Genomic DNA, 16,996 nt, shown 5'->3' with positions numbered 1-16,996 from the left:
CCTCCCGAGGGCATGCGTGAGCTGAAGTGGTTCGAATCGCGATCGACGTGGCTGTAAACGTTTACATCTTGTGTCAAAAAAAATCCCCCCGGATTCCCTGTCATTGCGGGCGTGTACCGCCAGCTCTCGCGGAGGCGCCGCTGGACTCGCGGACGATCAATTCCGGCACCAGCGGCGCAAGCGCCGCGGGCACGTCGTCGCCGGCGTAGACCTCCAGCAACACGCGCATCGCATGCGCGCCGAGCTCGGCGATGTTCACCTGCATCGTGGTGAGCGAAGGCATGACGTAACGGGCAAGCGGAATGTCGTCGAAGCCGGCCAGCGCGATGTCCTGCGGCACGCGCAGGCCGGCCTGGTTGAGCGCGTAGAGGCAGCCCAGCGCCATCATGTCGTTGGCCGCGAAGACGGCCTGCGGCCGCGCCCCGGCGGCGAGCAACTGCTGGCCGGCAAGGTGCCCGGACGCTTCGCTGAAATCGCCGGGCAGCACGATCGGTTCGGCGGCCGGGTCCGCGGCGAGCAGCGCATCGCGATAGCCGCGCAGGCGCTCGTGCGCGTCGAAGTTGTTCTGCGGCCCCGCGATGAACGCGATGCGGCGATGGCCGCAGGCCTGGAGGTGTTCGACCATCCGGCGCGCGCCGCCGTAGTTGTCGATGCCCAGCGCGATCGGGCCGGAATCGGTCGGCTGCGAGTTGATCAGGACCGTCGGCAGCGCCGCGAGATGGTCGCCGATGGAATCCAGGTCCCCGGCGTGCGGCGACATCACCAGCAGGCCGTCGACGCGGCCGCGCATCGCGCGCAGCGCCGCCGCCTGTTCTTCCGGATGACCGTGGTAGCTCGACACCAGCAGGTGCAGCCCGCTCTCGCGCGCCACCTGGTCGATGCCGCGCATCAGTTCGGAGAAGAATTCGCCGTGGATGTCCGGCAGGACCACGCCGATGGTGTGCGTGCGCCGGCTGCTGAGACTGCGCGCGGCATGATGCGGGCTGTAGCGCAGTTCGTTGGCGACCGCCAGCACGCGGCGGCGCACGACCTCGGTAACGTTGTCGTGACCGTTCAACGCACGCGACACGGTGGCCACCGACACCTTGGCCGCCCGCGCCACGTCTCTGATCGTCACACTCGATGCCATCGCCGGCTCATGTTGACTGGAATCCCCGTGGCGGCAATGTAACCGTTTTCAAAAAGCGATGCAAAGCCGCTTCGGACAGGTCGGGAAGCGGATGGCAGATGCAACGCAACACACTGATTGCAGGGCAGAATTTCACGGCGCGGCAGGCTGCGGCGGTGGCGCGGATCGATGCTGCAAAGCAGCATGACCCGCACGACGACGAGGCCGTGACGCCGCCATGGCGACCGTCAATCGTCGACGGCCGACGATGCCTGGATCGACAGCGCATGGATGTCGGTCTGCATCAGCGTGCCAAGCGCTTCGTACACCGCGCGATGACGGGCCAGCGGCGTCATCCCCGCGAACGCCGGGCTGGCGATGCGCACGGTGTAATGCCCTCGCCCGTCACGCGCGCCCTCGTGGCCGACGTGACGGTGGCTGTCGTCGATGACTTCCAGCCGGGCCGGCGCAAGTGCGGCCTCCAGGCGCTGGCGGATCGCTTCGACGCGGACTTCGCGCGGCAGTTGGCCTTCGATGTGCCCGCCGCTCATGGCAGCACCGGCCGGAACGGGCGGACGTCGACGCGGGCATAGACACCGGCCGCGACATAGGGATCGGCGTCGGCCCAGGTGCGGGCAGCCTCGAGGCTCTCGAATTCGGCGACGACCAGGCTGCCGGTGAAGCCGGCCGGGCCCGGATCTTCGGCATCGATCGCCGGGTGCGGGCCGGCGAGGAGCAGGCGTCCGGCGTCGCGCAGCGCTTCCAGACGCGCGAGGTGCGCGGGCCTTGCCTCCCGGCGAAACGGCAGCGAGTCGGGAACGTCGTGGCCCTGGATGGCGTACCACATGGCTCAGGCTCCGATGAACGGAGCGACAGGATAGTGGATCGCGACCCGCCGGGGCCGGCTGGACAGCCGGCACGGCAGGCCGTACCCTTGGCCATCGTTTCGAGGCCGGCAACGGCGTATCCTCGATGGCGTGCGGGGCCCAAGCCGGCCGACCGACGCCCCGACCGAGGTGCCCGCCGTCCCCACCCGGCCACCGGCCCACGACCTCCTCCCCGCATCGCCCTGCCGGACGCATGGGCCCGCCGGGCGCATGGTCGGAGCCTTCGATCCGCCCCGCACGATCCGTCCCCGTCCGCATGGGCCGGTGTGCGTGTTGAACCCGCCATCACCGAACGAGCCTGCCGAACCCGCGTTGCCAGCGATCCAGGGAGGATCGGAACGACGCCCATGGCGACGACCCGCGCATCGCGGACGCCGGATCTGGGCCCGACTCCCGCATCGCACCGCTGCCCCTCGCCAATGCCATGACCCACCCGTCGCATGAGCACTGAAACCGCGCCCGCACCGGCCGAGCCCGTCGTGCACGCGCCGCAGCAGCACGAGATGGCGCTGGCGATGGTGCTCGGGCAGCCGGTGCTGCAGATCCCGCAGGACCTCTACATCCCGCCGGACGCGCTGGAAGTCATCCTCGATGCGTTCGAGGGACCGCTCGACCTGCTGCTGTACCTGATCCGCCGCCAGAACCTCGACATCCTCGACATCCCGGTCGCCGAGATCACCAAGCAGTACGTCGAATACATCGGCGTGATGCGCGAGATGCGGTTCGAGCTCGCGGCCGAATACCTGGTGATGGCCGCCATCCTGGCCGAGATCAAGTCGCGGATGCTGCTGCCCCGCCCGCCCAGCGACGAAGGCACCGAGGAAGACCCCCGCGCCGACCTCGTCCGCCGACTGCAGGAATACGAACGCTTCAAGCAGGCCGCCGAGGATCTGGACGCCCTGCCCCGCATGGACCGCGACACCTCGGCGGTGGCCGCCTTCGTGCCCGACCGGGCCAGCGTCAAGCTGCCGCCACCGGTGGAACTGAAGGAAATGCTGCTCGCCCTGCACGACGTGCTCAAGCGCGCCGAGCTGTTCACCGGACACTCGATCAAGCGCGAGGCGCTGAGCGTGCGCCAGCGCATGACCGACGTGCTGGACCGGCTGTCGAACGGCAGCTTCCACCGCTTCGAGTCGCTGTTCGAGCCGCGCGAAGGCCGGCTTGGCGTGGTGGTGACCTTCCTGTCGATCCTCGAACTGGCGAAGGAACACCTGCTCGACATCGTGCAGGAAGCGCCGCTGGCGCCGATCTACATCAAGTCGCTCGCGATCGGCACCGACGGCGAGGTCGCCGTGCCCGCGCTGAGCAGCGAATTCGACGATGACGCGGTCGAGCCGACCGCGCCCGGCGATGCACCGACGCCGGCGGCCTGAGCCGCCCTTTCCCCTCATCGACCGTCCCATGAATCAAGCCCTCATCACCCGCATCGTCGAAGCAGCGCTGCTCGCGGCCAACCAGCCACTTACCCTGGTGCAGCTGCGCGGCCTGTTCACGCTGGACGAACCCGCACCCGAAGGCAGTCTGGAACAGGCGCTGAAGGATCTCCGGGCACAGTGCGCGGAGCGCGGCATCGAACTGGCCGAGACGGCCTCCGGCTATCGCTTCCAGGTGCAGGCCGATGTGCACGCCTGGGTCGCGCGCCTGTGGACCGAGCGCCAGACGAAGTACACCCGCGCCACGCTGGAAACGCTGGCGATCATCGCCTACCGCCAGCCGATCACCCGCGGCGAGATCGAACAGGTCCGCGGCGTCGCGGTCAGCAGCAACATCATCAAGGCGCTGGAAGAGCGCGAGTGGATCCGCTCGGTCGGCCACCGCGATGTGCCGGGCCGCCCGGAACTGCTGGGCACCACGCGCACCTTCCTCGACTATTTCGGTCTCAAGAGCCTGGACCAGTTGCCGCCGCTGTCCGAACTGAAGGATTTCGGCGAACTCGACCCGCAACTGACCTTCGAGGATCCCGACGCACCGAAGCCCGGCGCCATCGTCGCCGGCGTCGCGGACGACGCCGCACCGGGCGCCGAGCCGGATCTGCCCGAGGCCCCGGAAGGCCGCGCCGAAGACGCATCTTCCGACGAAGGCGACACCGACAGCCACTCCGAAGCCGCGTCGCAGGACGCCGTTTCTTCCGACGAACCGCATCCCGATGAACCCCGTGACGCCGACGCGGCGTCCGACATCCCACACCACGCTCTCGTCGCCGATGACGACAGCACCGGAGCCTGACATGAAAGAACACGCCCCCCGCACCCTCTCGCTCAAGCGCGACGCCGCGTCGCCCGAAGAAGCGCCCCGCCTCGAGGAACGCCTGCACAAGGTGCTGGCCCAGGCCGGCCTCGGCTCGCGGCGCGCGCTGGAACAGCGCATCGCCGACGGCCTGATCAAGGTCAACGGCGAGACCGCGCAGGTCGGCATGAGCGTGAAGGGCGGCGATCGCATCGAGATCGATGGCCGCACCTTCGTCGCCAGCGCGCTGACCGAACCGGCGCGCGTGCTGATCTACAACAAGCCCGAAGGAGAAGTGACCTCGCGCGAGGATCCCGAAGGCCGCCCGACGATCTTCGAAGCGCTGCCCGTGCTCAAGGGCGCGCGCTGGATCGCGATCGGCCGCCTCGACATCAACACCACCGGTCTGCTGCTGCTCACCACCGACGGCGAACTCGCGAACGCGATGATGCATCCCTCGTCGGAGATCGAGCGCGAATACGTCTGCCGCGTCCGCGCGCCCGAGGGCGAGGACGATGTGTCCGACAAGCTCGTCGATCGCTTGCGCCGCGGCGTGGCGCTGGAAGACGGCCCGGCCAAGTTCGACGAGATCGAACGCATCGGCGGCACCGATTCGCACGACTGGTTCCGCGTCACCCTCAGCGAAGGCCGCAATCGCGAAGTGCGCCGGCTGTGGGAATCGCAGGGCTGTCAGGTGAGCCGCCTCAAGCGCATCCGCTACGGCGACGTGACCCTGCCGCAGCCGTTGCTGCGCGGCCAGAGCCAGGAGCTGCCGACGGCGCAGGTCGATGCGCTGCGCAAGAAGCTCAATCTGGAAGAAGGTCCGCCGCCTGCATTGACGCTGCAGCCGGTGATCGGCCAGCGCAAGGCGGCCAAGTCGACGGTGCATGTCGGCCGCGAAGGCCGCAGCCAGGCCTACGTCAACGGCCACAACACCGCGGACGAAGGGCGCGAACTGCGCCGCTTCGACCACGTGCGCGAGGACCGCGGTCGCGGTCGCGGCGGCAAGAAGCGCGGCGACCTGACCGTGAGTGGCGAAGCCGCCGCCCGCCAGGCCCAGAACAAGCCGCTCAAGCAGCGCCGGCAGAAGGACCAGATGAAGCCGCTGCCGGACGGCAACCCGGCGGCGTTCCGGACCTGGTACGTGCCGGACGGCGTGGAAACCGGCCCGGCTGGCCACCGCAACGCCGGTCCCCGCGGCCCGAAGAAGCCCTATGGCCAGAAGGCCGGCGGCGCGGGTGGACAGCGCCAGGGCCAGGGTCAGCCCGGTGCGCGCCCTGCCCGTCCGTATGGGCATCCCGGCAACGCGGCCTCGTTCCCCTCCGACCATGCGAATGGCGGCGGTTACGGTGCCTTCGGCGAGCAAGGCCCGCGCGGCCCGCGTCACCAGGGCCCGAAGAAGCATGGCGGCGGGCCTCGCCCGGCAAGTGGCGCTCCCCGCCCAGGCGGCGGCCCTCGTCCGGCCGGCAACGGGCCACGACCTGCCGGCGGCCGCCCGGGCGGCAGTCGCCCCGGCGGCAATGCGGGCGCCCCGCGGGGACCGCGGAACCATAGCGGCGGCGGTCGCGGAAAAGCGCCGCAGCGCTGAAGCATCGGGCAGCGAAGCGACACGGCAGTGGACTTCATTCCACCGAATGACAGCTGCCGGCGTCGCGTGATGGACCGGGAGTTGTCGTGCCGAACCGCACGCGCGATGCATCCCGAGGCTTCGGCTATACTGCCCACCCGCGCCGGAATGGCGGAATCGGTAGACGCAGCGGACTCAAAATCCGCCGCCCTTAAAAGCGTGTGGGTTCGAGTCCCACTTCCGGCACCAGACAAAACGAAGGGCCAGACATTGCTGTCTGGCCCTTTTTTGTGCTTTCTCGAGAAGCCATGACTACTGGACTTGCTCGGGATAAGTGCAGTCGGAGTAGTAAATCTGGCAATTCGATGTCTTCGCCGAGCAATTCCTCATGGCGTTGCTTTCGGCATCGGCCTTGTCTGGCGAACGCCACAAGCTGGTCTGGCCGTCGCCCCACGCCAATGCAACGCACTGATCGTGATAGGTGATCCCGATTTGGCAGCCACCTTGTCGAGAGTTGGCGTCACATTGCTTCATCGCAGCCGATGAGGCCTGAGCCTCCGACGTCATGCCGGTGACCGTACCGAAGGCGCCATTTGTGAGAGCTATCGCTCCCCAACGGCTTTCCCAGACCGGCGCGACCTCCTGCTGATCGCCCCCCTCCAGAGGCGCGCACCCATAGAATCCGCCCGCATCCTGACCACCACCGATCGAGTAATAGCCCGGCGGACAGGCGTACTGAGCGAAAGCGCCCTGCGAGAACCCGAGAAGCAGGAGAGCGCACACCCCTATCCGTATCACAGGCAGGACTCCAAAAAATGGGCAAAGGAATTCGTGAACTCCATGTGGAACATGACGTTGATTTTTTGAAATCGCAATCACCCAGCGAACTCTGCCCATGCGCAACCCAAACGAAGGGGGACATCGATGAGCCCGAAGAACCGAGGGCACCGCAGCACACCCCACGCGATACAACTCATATGGATGAGCAGGCCATGAAAGGAACAAGGGCCAAGCAGCGATGCCTGACCCTTGTCGTCATACTTCTTGCCAAGCTTCCCGAAAACTACTGAACTTGCTCAGGGTAACTGCAATCCGAATAGAAAATCTTGCAGTTATTGGCGCTACCGGAACAGTTTTTCATCGCATCACTTTCCGCAGCATCGCGCTCGGGCGACCGGGAAATCGCGTAATGCATGTCACCCCATGCAAGCGCAGCGCATTGATTGTAATAAGTCATCTGCGTCGCGCAGCCACCGGACTTCGCATGACTCTGGCACTGAGACATGGCGGCCTTTTCTGCTTCGACTTCCGAACGCATACCGCCGGAAACGCCATAGGCGCCATTCGCGATCGCAATCGCTCCCCAACGGGCCTCCCACTGCGGGGGCAAAGCTTGATCTTCTCCCCCTTCGAGCGGAGCGCAGCCGTAAAAACCGCCGGCATCCTGCCCGCCACCAATCGGATAGTAACCGGGAGGGCAAGCGTACTGGGCATACACGTGCCGCGGCATCAGAGAGAAGAGCAAGAAAACAGCTAGCAGGTAGTACCGCATGTTTGCGAGCCTGATGAATGGACACACTCCGCTTTGTAGACGGAGTGTGCCGAACAGCTGATGAACCGATCAGGCAACTGGGGATTCCGGATCACCAGATGGTGATCTCGCCGCCGCGCCCATTCTTCCAGATGAAGCAACGGGGTTGCCTCCTTGCACAGAGCCACCGGTACTGTAGCGAGGTGCGGTCGCTGCGTTCGTATAGGCGCCTGTTTGCGGAGCCGACGCGGAACCTTGAACGCTACCGCTTGCGCTGTTCACGCCACCACCACCGGAATACCCTCCGCTGTAGCCACCGCCATGATGATGACCACCCCCACGATAACCGCCGCCGGCCATGGCATGGCTGCCGGTGATCGAGGCGACCGGGGCGAAGTTGCCCAGCGTGCCGGAGAAGAAGTTGGACACCATCGGTGGCGTGGTGATCAGCAGGACCGTGAGCAGGAGACCGATGCCACCCTGCTGCAAGGCCATGGAGTTCATGCCGTCATTGAAATTCGTGCCGAGGATGCTGCCGATCAGCGAGGAGGCCCAGAACGCTTCCGCGACGGCAAGGACGGTCTTCGTCGCAATCGCGATCATCGCGGCCAATACCGCCATCGAGAACATCGTTCCGATGCCGTAGAGCAACCATTTCTGGAAGAGCGACTTGGTCGCGTCGAACAGCAAGCAGAGGATGAAGATCGGTCCGAGACCGATGAACAACGCCCAGGCCACTTCGTACATCAGCAGCATCGCGCCACCGACCATCGCAGGGCCGGCCGTGCCGACGCCGACAAGCCACATGTCGCGACTCTTTTCCTGATAGAGGTTCGGATCATCCGAAATCTGCAGCACGTCGATGCTCGAAAGACCCAGCTGCATGTAGGCCAGATTCTTGTCGATCATGGACTTCGGATCGTCACCGTCTTCACCTGTCACGGCGGCGGTGATCGCGCCCTGCAGGTCTTCGGTGAGGAAGTTGTAGATCGCGGAGTTCGTGGTGGCGAAGGTCATCGCCGCCGACACGATCAGCAAGGCGCGCATCGAGTTCATGAGGAAAGCCATGAACGATTCGCGGTTTTGCCCGGTGACGAAACGGAGTCCCTGGAAAAAGACCCAGATAGTCATGATGACGAGGGCAATGCCGCCCGCCGTGACCGTCACGGAACGCGACATGTTGAGGCCGAAGTGCTCGATCTCGCTGTGGAGGAAATCGTAGATCAGGACGAAGTACGCCAGATCGCCGATGGAAGCCGCACCCGACGGGTGCAGCAGCTTTTCCAGAAGTCCGGCGCCGGCACTGCCGAACACGCCTGCCATCATGTCAAACATAGGTTTCGCCCTTGATCCTGTCGCCGTCCACGAATTCCGATGAGATCACTGTCTGCTTTGCCAGCCTGGCTGCCGGCCGCCGGACGGCGGACCGACAGCCGGCTGTCGCGGATCAGTCGTCGCAGGTGATGTTGTTGCCGTCGCGGGTGCAACGGGCATCACTCTCGTTGACCATCAGCGCGCCCTTCAGCGCCAGCGTCGAGACGACGGCACCCGCGGCCGAGGCGATCATCGAGCTGCCGTTGTCACCCTTCAGCGCACGACGGGCCAGCTCTTTCTGGTCGTCCTTCAGCGTCGAGATGATCGAGTCGTACATCTGGATGCGCTGCTGCGACTGCTGGTAGTTGGCCAGGATCTGCTGGATGCCGGCGGTGGCGGTCGCATTGTTCGTGGAAACCGCCGTGGTGCCCTCGGAGGAAGACAGCTCGGTGATCTGGCGCTTGATGTCGTTCTGCGTTTCCTGCAGCAACTTGTTCATCGCGTCGACCTGATCGTTGTACTTCTTGTTCTGCATGATGACGATGTACGTGCACAGCGCCTTCTGCTGCGAAACGATGTCGCCGTTCATGTTCAGGCCGAAGCTGGAGATCAGATCGGACAGCATGTTGCCGCTGCCGCCCTGGCAACGCTCTTCGACGCCTTCGGTCTCGGCGCGCTTGGAGAACTGCTTGCCGAACGCAAGCTGCGCCTGGCTGAAGACATGCTGCAGCTGCGTCAGTCGGTTGCGCGCGGTTTCGTAGTACTCCTGCGCATCCTGGAAGCGCTGGGTATACGTGTTGATCTGATTCATGTACGCCTGAATCTGATTCATGATGTGCGTCGCCATGTTGCCGACGTCCGTCACCGGGATGCCGGCACCGGCGTTGCCTGCTGCGAAGGCGCAGGCCAGCGCCAGAGTGGTCATGAACGACGCTTTGCGCGCGCGACGGGAGTGGTTCTGGGTCTTCACGAGGCACCTCCGGTGTGTGCTGGACCTGATAGGGATGGGTTATCGGGTAAAGCTGAATGCAGTTTGTATAGGATACAACGTCTTAAAACGGGATTCCGGTCACAAAGTCAAGTCCCGACCGCCCGACGGCTGTCGCCGGACGCCTGAGTGGTCTTCTTGCCCGAGCCCTTGCGGCTGGCATAGAACTCGTCCAGCCAGTCGTCCGGACGGAGGGCATCGACGCCGACGCCCTTCTTCCGTGACGTTTCGTCCAGGAGACGGTGCAGGATCTCGATGTTGTCGGTCGACGCCGAGATGACCGCCAGGGCGTCGTCCATGCCGCGCAGGTTGAGCTGGCACACGCTCGACGCGTGGCCCTGCTTGACCAGGAAGCAGCGCGACCGCTCGTCCAGGCCCTTGACGACCTGGTACTCGGCATCGGTCAGCTTGAGACCATCGATGTAGTCCTCGCGGCTGGCATTGGGGTTCGGCAGCAGGATCATGGTCGCGGTCTGTTCGATCAGCGCGGCCGAGATCGAGCTCTTCAGCGCGTCTTCCGGGCTCTGCGTCGCGAAGATGCCAAGGCCGTTCTGCTTACGGATGGTCTTCTGCTTGTTCTTGGCGAATTCCTTCAGGCCACCCTCGCCATCGAGGATCTTCCAGAATTCGTCCATCACGTAGATCAGCGGGCGGCCGTCGATCAGCTCTTCGAGACGGTGCAGCAGGTAGTTGATGACCGGGACACGGACTTCCGGATTGTCGATGACGTCGGTGTAGTCGAACCCGATGATGTTGGCCTTCTGCAGGTCGATCGTGTCGTTCGGGTTGTCGAACACCCAACCGAGCGAACCGGCGTTGGTCCATTTGCGCATGCGGGCGAAGAGGCCGTCATCGCCCATGTTGGGCAGGCTCTTCTGGAAGTTGGTCATGCTGCGCAGGTGCATCGGGGTGTCGAGCATGTTCTCCACGGCGCGGAAGATGTCTTCCTCGTCGCGGGACGTGTACTGCTTCTTGCCGATCAGCACCTTGATCAGGTCGGCCAGGAACTGCACGTTCGCTTCGTTGCGCTCGCACTGGAACGGATTGAAGCCGGTGGGCTGGCCATTCTCGAGCGCGAGATAGTTGCCACCGCAGGCGCGGACGAAGATCTCGGCGCCGCGGTCCTTGTCGAAGAAGAAGATCGTCGGCGACGGGTTGTACTTCTGGACCTGGCTGAGCAGGAAGTTGATCAGCGCGGTCTTGCCGGTACCGGACTTGCCGATGACCATCGTGTTCGCGATCGCCTTTTCGCCCAGCGAATTCTCGGCGGGGTGCGTCGCGTGGAAGTTGAAGTAGTACGGCTGCCCGTTGGTGGTCTGCAGCGTCGTGACGCACTCGCCCCACGGGTTGTTGTCGCGCTTGCCCGAGGCGAAGTTGTGCAGCGGCGACAGGCCGAGGAAGTTCAGCGAGCTGACGTTGGCGATGCGCGTGCGGAACTTCCAGTTCGTCGGCAATTGCGAGTAGAACGACGAGGCGACCGCAAGGTCTTCCTTCGCGGACACGAACCCCGCGTTCGACAGCTCCGCGCGCGTGGTGGCCACGCGCTGGGCGAGCGCCTCCTGGCTCTCGGCGTACACGGTCATGATGAAGTGGTACTCGCCGAGGACGAAGTTGCCGGACGACAACTGGTCCATCGCGTAGTCGAGCTCGACGATCTGGCTGACCGCCTTGTCGCCCGACGAGATCATCATGCCCTTGGTGCGTTCGAGCACCTTGAGCGCGTCCTGCCGGCCCATCGGGCTGAAGGAATGGGTCAGGATGTATTCGAAGTCGAGGTACTTCAGCCCGTTGAGGATGCCGGGGAAAGTCCCGTCGACGTATTCCTTGACGTTGAGGATGGCGCCGAAATGGTTCACGCCGCTCGGCGTGTTGATGACGAAGTCGCCGCTCTTCGACGAGAACATGTGCCGGCTGACCGGCAGGTAGTTGTAGATCGGCGCGTGCAGCACCGGCACCGGTTCTTCGATGCGGTTGAGCACGAAACCGAGGAATTCGAGCGTTTCCGAGAAGACGACGCCATTCGCGCCCTCGTACATGCCGAGGCGATACGGCGAATAGTCCTTGATGACGGCCTCGACGTTGCCGGCGAGTTCGTGGATCTTGGCGATCGCCTGCTCTTCCTCCGCCTTGAGGCGGGCATGCTCGGCGGTCTTCTCCATCAATCGCTTGTTGCCCACCACCGGGCGGTAGATCATCGTCAGATACAGATCGTTCTGCATGATCTTCTGCGAGGAGAGCGCGCCGTAGTAGGCGTCGGACATCTCCTGGTTGAAGCGCTGGCGGAACTGGCTCTTGACGTTCACGCGCCGGCGGCGGCGGATGTCATGGACCCAGAACGCGACGTTCACGAAATCGGGCGCGCGCAGGGTCTGCAGCAGCCGGTTGAACGTGTTGTGGCGATGTTCGATCTCCCACTCCTCGCGACCGACGAACGGCAGGCCCTCGAGATGCCACGAGAGCAGGTAGTCGCCGTCCCGGGTCTTGATGACCGAGGGAGAGACATGGGACGAGAACGGGACGAACTCGCTGATGGAAGTGTCGGGATTGAACATGCGCTGGAGGAATCCGGGCTTGGCGTTGGAACGATGGCACAAGGGAGTCGCAGGAATCCGGAACGCAAAGCGTCCGGGGTGCCGCGGGAACCATGAGCCGACGCCGGATGTCTCCGATGTTCCGGTATCCGCCGGTCGGCCCCTGGAAGCCGCCGGACCGGGTTCGTTCGCACGAACCCGGTCCGACGTCGATCAAGCTTTCGCGGTCGCCTTGGCGGCCCGCTTGCCTGGCCCCGTCATCCTCCCGCTGAGGATGAAGGGCCCGGACATCCTGCGCTTCGCACCCGGACGCGACAACCGGTAGGCATTGGGGGAGAACACCCACATTCCCCCGTGGTCCTTGACGTTGCGCGCCCGCAGCTTGAACTGCAGGTTCAATCCGAGCAGGCGGAAGATCATTTCGTCGCGCCGTGCCATCTGCCGCATCACGTACAGGACGACCGGGATGAGCAGCAGGTACTGCAGGCCGAAATAGACCGCCATCAGCAGCGACCCACCCGCACCGATGAAGAAGGGGATGTAAGGCACCCCCATGAACATGGCGGGACGGGTACAACCGCGGAAGAGCACGTTCTTATGCATACACGGCCGGCAGGGCGTTGACGATCATCGCGGTGCAGTCGGCGTCGGCGGTCGCCTGGTCGCCCAGCAGCAGCATGCCGGCGATCTGGCTGGCCGCACCGATCAGCAGGCCACCGATCAGGATCGGCGCCACGTCCGAGATGCGCTTGTGCGCGAACGCGATCTGGTAACCGGCGATGATCACCGCGATCGTCACGATCGCGACCGACGCCATGTTCAGCAGGCCGCGGATGTCATCGAAGAAACCGCAGATGCGGACGTCGGCGCCTTCGAAGGTCTGCGCGAACAGCACGTTCGGCACCGACAGCACGGCGACGAACAGCGCGGCCATCAGGAACGACGAGACATTGCGGCGGGTCTGGTTGGACTTCATGGGGAACTCTCCTGGGTTAACCGGTATGGAAATGAGATGGAACGAGGGGTGGAGCCTGCGTCTTGATCCCGGCCGGCAAACCCTCCGCACGGCCTGTGCGGAAAACGCCAGATCGGAGTCGGGGGCCACGGTCGCCGTCGTCCGGCGACCGTGGCTCCTGTGCGGTGATCATCGCACCGATCGATCCCGTGGATCGATCAGGCGACGATCGGCAGGGCGTTGACGATCATCGCGGTGCAGTCGGCGTCGGCGGTCGCCTGGTCGCCCAGCAGCAGCATGCCGGCGATCTGGCTGGCCGCACCGATCAGCAGGCCACCGATCAGGATCGGCGCCACGTCCGAGATGCGCTTGTGCGCGAACGCGATCTGGTAACCGGCGATGATCACCGCGATCGTCACGATCGCGACCGACGCCATGTTCAGCAGGCCGCGGATGTCATCGAAGAAACCGCAGATGCGGACGTCGGCGCCTTCGAAGGTCTGTGCGAACAGCACGTTCGGCACCGACAGCACGGCGACGAACAGCGCGGCCATCAGGAACGAGGACATGCGGCGGCGGGTATGGGTGGACACTTTCATTGACTTGCTCTCCTTGGATCGAACGAGATGTAGCGGCATTGCCTGGGCTGGAACGCGCCCGACCATCGACGGGATGGCCGTGACGCCTGGATGGAACATCAGAATACGAATGCGTCGTCCTGTTTCGGGTCGCTGATGACGAAGGCCTTGTCCGACCCGCGCTCGCGGCGCTTCGGCGCGGCGGCCTCGGGCGTCGGCGCGGCCTCGGCGACCACTGCACGCGCCACACCGACGCTGGCGGTGGGCACGGCGCGACCGATCGGGGCTGCGGCCTCCGGGGCGGGCACCGGCGTCGGGACCGCACGGGCGACCACGGAGGCAGGGGCAGGCATCGCCGGCTCGGGCATCTGCGGCGGCGCGTCCGCCTCGGCGGACGCCAGTACAGACGCAAACCGGGAAGGCACTGGCTCGGCACGGGACGGGCGAGCGGAGGCAACCGCCGCCGGGGCGGGAACGCCAGCCGGCACCGGAAGGGACGGAGCTTCCGCGCCAGGCGCGGCGTTGTAGAGCGGGAAACGACTGACCGGAACCGAACGCCGCGCAGCGCGTCCGACGACCTCGATGGCCGGGGAGCCGGCGTCGGCATCGCCCGCACGGCCTTGCCGCAGGGAGGCGTAGATCTTCTGGACGTAACCGTGGCGGAACCCGGTCGAGAAATTGCCGGAGTAGTAACAACTGAAGGACTTGCCCCAGTCGCCGGCCGCGCGGTGGTAGCACTCGGCGAGGATCTTGGACCCCGCCGTCAGGTTCGTGCAGGGCTCGAACGCCTTTTCGTAGGAATCGATCCCGTACTTGCTGAGGTTGTAGCGGTTGACCTGGGCCAGACCGAGCGAGAAGTTGAACCCGCGGCCTTCGAGCATGCGGACGGTGGCGAGGGCTTCGGGAAGATTGCGGGGCTGGCGCACGAGGCGGCCGCCCACGACGCCGATGGCGTACGGATTGAACGCCGACTCGACCTGCACCACGTGGTGCATGACTTCGTTCGGCACGGACAGCCCCTGGCAGCCCATCAGCTCCATTCCCGGCAACAAGGCGCCCCCTCCTTATTCTCGGCTGCGTCCGTCATGCAGCGGTTGTGATCGATGTGACGGGACATGCCCGACGTCTCCATTTCCCCTCGGCAATAGTCCACAGCCCCGGCGGGACTGTCAACGAAACTTGCGAGACAATCATACCTGAAAGCACGCACTACGTCTCAGATTTGGCTCGTAACGCACGCTGGCGTATCCAATTCGGGCACCACGCAGCGCGTCGTCGAAACGGTTGCGGCAGCCCCCTGCCGATGCCGTAAGATCGCTTTCCGTCGAAAGGGGATGCACGGCATGACGCGGGCGCTGGAAACGGTTGCAACTGAAACGATTCCGCACATGGCCTCGCCTTCCCGTTTCCGCCCCCTTCGGCCGTCCGTTCCCGGCGACCATGCAGGGGCGGGACGCCGCCCGATCGCCACTCCATCCCGGCCCGCCGGACACCTCCGCCCTTCCCTTTTCCGGATCCCTGGGTCTTCGCAGGACGCCACCCCGTGAGCAACGACTCCTCCAACACCAAGGCCAAAGTGGCCTTCCTCGGCGTCCTGCTGGTCGCCGCCATCGCCATGGGCCTGTACCTGTCGGGCTACATCATCCTGATGATGCTGAAGCTGCATGGCAGCAAACCGCACTGGAACACCTGGCTGACCTACTTCCAGGCCATCCACCAGCCGCAGGTCCTGCCCTACGCCAAGAAGATCAAGATGGCAGGCGCGATCGGCTTCGGCCTGCCGGTCGGCGGCTGGCTGGTGCTGACGATCATGGCGCTGATGCCCAGGCAGCGGACGCTGCACGGCGACGCCCGCTTCGCCACCAGCGGCGACCTGGCCGCCAAGGACATGTTCAAGCCGCACAAGAACGGCATCGTCGTCGGCAAGTTCGGCGGCAAGCTGGTGCGGCTGGGCGGCCAGCAGTTCGTGATCCTCGCCGCGCCGACCCGCTCGGGCAAGGGCGTGGGCATCGTGATCCCGAACCTGCTCGACTACCAGGAATCGATGGTGGTCCTGGACATCAAGCAGGAGAACTTCGACCTGACCAGCGGCTGGCGCGCCAGCGTCGGCCACGAGATCTTCCTGTTCAACCCGTTCGCGGAAGACCGCCGCAGCCATCGCTGGAACCCGCTGACCTACGTCTCCAACGATCCGGCGTTCCGCGTCTCCGACCTGATGAGCATCGCGGCGATGCTCTATCCCGACGGTGCCGAGGATCAGAAGTTCTGGGTGAGCCAGGCCCGCAACGCGTTCATGGCCTTCGCGCTGTACCTGTTCGAGAAGTACGACGACGACCAGAAGATCGGCTTCCCGTTCTCCAAGCCGCCGACCATCGGCGCGATCTATCGCCTGTCCTCCGGCGACGGCAAGCAGGAACTCAAGCCCTTCCTCAAGGACCTGTCGCAGCGCCCGTTCCTCAGCAGCCACGCCAAGACCGCGTTCGCCGGCATGCTGTCGCAGGCGGACGAGACCTTCGCCTCCATCCTCGGCACGTTCAAGGAACCGCTGAACGCGTGGATCAATCCGATCCTCGACGCGGTGACCAGCGCCGACGACTTCCTGCTCACCGACGTGCGCAAGAAGAAGATGACGATCTACATCGGCATCCAGCCGAACAAGCTGGCCGAGAGCCGGCTGATCATCAACCTGTTCTTCAGCCAACTCATCAACATCAACACCAAGGAGCTGCCGCAGAACAACAAGGAGCTGAAGCACCAGTGCCTGCTGCTGATGGACGAATTCACCTCCATCGGCAAGGTCGACATCATCTCCACCGCGGTGTCGTACATGGCGGGCTACAACATCCGCCTGCTGCCGATCATCCAGAGCATGTCGCAGCTGGACGCAACGTACGGCAAGGACCTGTCGCGCACGATGATCACCAACCACGCGCTGCAGATCGTCTACGCGCCGCGCGAGCAGCAGGATGCCAACGACTACTCCGAGATGCTCGGCTACACCACCGTGCGCAAGGACAGCTTCACCCGCGGCCGCGAATTCAGCCGCAGCGAGTCCGAGGAGCGTCGCGCGCTGATGCTGCCGCAGGAACTGAAGGCGATCGGCTTCGACAAGGAGATCTTCTTCTACGAAGGCATCCCGCATCCGGTGATGTGCGACAAGATCAAGTACTTCCAGGACAAGTACTTCACCCAGCGCCTCCTGCCGGCGGTGAAGGTCGCGCCGATGGACATCAAGCTCTGATCGCACGGGCGGTTTGCCTGCCCCGTGCCTGACGCCGGTCGCGACGCGACCGGCTATGATCGCGGGACGT

General features: G+C 65.0%; 15 protein-coding genes, 1 tRNA gene and 2 pseudogenes. 6 read left to right on the top strand and 12 right to left on the bottom strand.

Annotated elements, in window-relative coordinates; genetic code table 11:
* Positions 1 to 100: 100 nt before the first annotated feature.
* The 3 genes from ACT53R_RS07135 to ACT53R_RS07125 form a co-directional block, all read right to left on the bottom strand.
* Positions 101 to 1,129: a LacI family DNA-binding transcriptional regulator gene (locus tag ACT53R_RS07135; RefSeq protein ID WP_476171163.1), complete on the bottom strand. Its 1,029-nt coding sequence runs from the start codon at positions 1,127 to 1,129 to the stop codon at positions 101 to 103.
* A 227-nt stretch (positions 1,130 to 1,356) separates the two neighbouring features.
* Positions 1,357 to 1,659 (bottom strand): BolA family protein, encoded by a 303-nt coding sequence (locus ACT53R_RS07130; RefSeq protein WP_476171162.1) that lies wholly within the window; start codon positions 1,657 to 1,659, stop codon positions 1,357 to 1,359.
* On the bottom strand, positions 1,656 to 1,955 hold the full coding sequence (locus ACT53R_RS07125; protein WP_476171161.1) for a YciI family protein: 300 nt from the start codon (positions 1,953 to 1,955) through the stop codon (positions 1,656 to 1,658). The genes ACT53R_RS07130 and ACT53R_RS07125 overlap by 4 nt, the downstream gene beginning before the upstream one ends.
* Positions 1,956 to 2,435: 480 nt before the next feature.
* Here ACT53R_RS07125 and ACT53R_RS07120 point away from each other — a divergent pair, with 480 nt between their 5' ends.
* The 4 genes and pseudogenes from ACT53R_RS07120 (at position 2,436) to ACT53R_RS07105 (ending at position 6,037) form a co-directional block, all read left to right on the top strand.
* Positions 2,436 to 3,368: a segregation and condensation protein A gene (locus tag ACT53R_RS07120; protein WP_476171160.1), complete on the top strand. Its 933-nt coding sequence runs from the start codon at positions 2,436 to 2,438 to the stop codon at positions 3,366 to 3,368.
* 28 nt (positions 3,369 to 3,396) lie between these two features.
* A pseudogene (gene scpB, locus ACT53R_RS07115) lies at positions 3,397 to 4,167 on the top strand (SMC-Scp complex subunit ScpB); the annotation flags it as partial.
* 55 nt (positions 4,168 to 4,222) lie between these two features.
* On the top strand, positions 4,223 to 5,809 hold the full coding sequence (locus tag ACT53R_RS07110) for a pseudouridine synthase (RefSeq protein WP_476171159.1): 1,587 nt from the start codon (positions 4,223 to 4,225) through the stop codon (positions 5,807 to 5,809).
* A 141-nt stretch (positions 5,810 to 5,950) separates the two neighbouring features.
* A tRNA-Leu gene (locus ACT53R_RS07105) sits at positions 5,951 to 6,037 on the top strand.
* 63 nt (positions 6,038 to 6,100) lie between these two features.
* Here ACT53R_RS07105 and ACT53R_RS07100 read toward each other — a convergent pair.
* Entirely contained in the window at positions 6,101 to 6,685 is a 585-nt protein-coding gene (locus tag ACT53R_RS07100) for a DUF4189 domain-containing protein (protein ID WP_476171158.1), read from the bottom strand.
* Here ACT53R_RS07100 and ACT53R_RS07095 point away from each other — a divergent pair.
* Positions 6,604 to 6,858 carry a hypothetical protein gene (locus tag ACT53R_RS07095; RefSeq protein ID WP_476171363.1) on the top strand — a complete coding sequence of 85 codons (255 nt, stop codon included), beginning with the start codon at positions 6,604 to 6,606 and terminating at the stop codon, positions 6,856 to 6,858. The genes ACT53R_RS07100 and ACT53R_RS07095 overlap by 82 nt on opposite strands.
* Here ACT53R_RS07095 and ACT53R_RS07090 read toward each other — a convergent pair.
* The 8 genes and pseudogenes from ACT53R_RS07090 to ACT53R_RS07055 all read right to left on the bottom strand — a co-directional run bounded on the left by ACT53R_RS07090 (position 6,852) and on the right by ACT53R_RS07055 (position 14,725).
* Entirely contained in the window at positions 6,852 to 7,340 is a 489-nt protein-coding gene (locus tag ACT53R_RS07090; protein WP_476171157.1) for a DUF4189 domain-containing protein, read from the bottom strand. The two genes, ACT53R_RS07095 and ACT53R_RS07090, sit on opposite strands and share 7 nt — an antisense overlap.
* A 69-nt stretch (positions 7,341 to 7,409) precedes the next feature.
* Positions 7,410 to 8,645, bottom strand: coding sequence for a TrbL/VirB6 family protein (locus ACT53R_RS07085; protein WP_476171156.1), 1,236 nt, complete (start codon positions 8,643 to 8,645; stop codon positions 7,410 to 7,412).
* A gap of 121 nt (positions 8,646 to 8,766) precedes the next feature.
* Positions 8,767 to 9,603, bottom strand: coding sequence for a hypothetical protein (locus tag ACT53R_RS07080; protein WP_476171155.1), 837 nt, complete (start codon positions 9,601 to 9,603; stop codon positions 8,767 to 8,769).
* A gap of 107 nt (positions 9,604 to 9,710) precedes the next feature.
* Positions 9,711 to 12,173 (bottom strand): VirB4 family type IV secretion/conjugal transfer ATPase, encoded by a 2,463-nt coding sequence (locus ACT53R_RS07075; RefSeq protein ID WP_476171154.1) that lies wholly within the window; start codon positions 12,171 to 12,173, stop codon positions 9,711 to 9,713.
* 273 nt (positions 12,174 to 12,446) lie between these two features.
* Positions 12,447 to 12,755 (bottom strand): annotated as a pseudogene (locus ACT53R_RS07070) (VirB3 family type IV secretion system protein); the annotation flags it as partial.
* A complete protein-coding gene (locus tag ACT53R_RS07065; protein WP_476171153.1) occupies positions 12,748 to 13,128 on the bottom strand; it encodes a TrbC/VirB2 family protein in 381 nt (126 codons plus the stop codon). The gene ACT53R_RS07065 and the pseudogene ACT53R_RS07070, both read right to left, overlap by 8 nt.
* Positions 13,129 to 13,325: 197 nt before the next feature.
* Positions 13,326 to 13,706, bottom strand: a complete 381-nt coding sequence (locus ACT53R_RS07060) for a TrbC/VirB2 family protein (protein ID WP_476171152.1) — start codon at positions 13,704 to 13,706, stop codon at positions 13,326 to 13,328.
* Between the two features lie 98 nt (positions 13,707 to 13,804).
* Complete coding sequence (locus ACT53R_RS07055; protein WP_476171151.1) at positions 13,805 to 14,725, bottom strand: lytic transglycosylase domain-containing protein; 921 nt, start codon at positions 14,723 to 14,725, stop codon at positions 13,805 to 13,807.
* A 575-nt stretch (positions 14,726 to 15,300) separates the two neighbouring features.
* Between ACT53R_RS07055 and ACT53R_RS07050 the strand changes: the two genes are divergently transcribed.
* Positions 15,301 to 16,926: a type IV secretory system conjugative DNA transfer family protein gene (locus ACT53R_RS07050; protein ID WP_476171352.1), complete on the top strand. Its 1,626-nt coding sequence runs from the start codon at positions 15,301 to 15,303 to the stop codon at positions 16,924 to 16,926.
* Positions 16,927 to 16,996 lie beyond the last annotated feature (70 nt).

It is taken from the genome of Lysobacter sp. DMC104, from assembly GCF_056313665.1.
The sequence above is the reverse complement of the archived record's forward strand: the minus strand, read 5'-3'. Positions and strand labels throughout refer to the sequence as shown.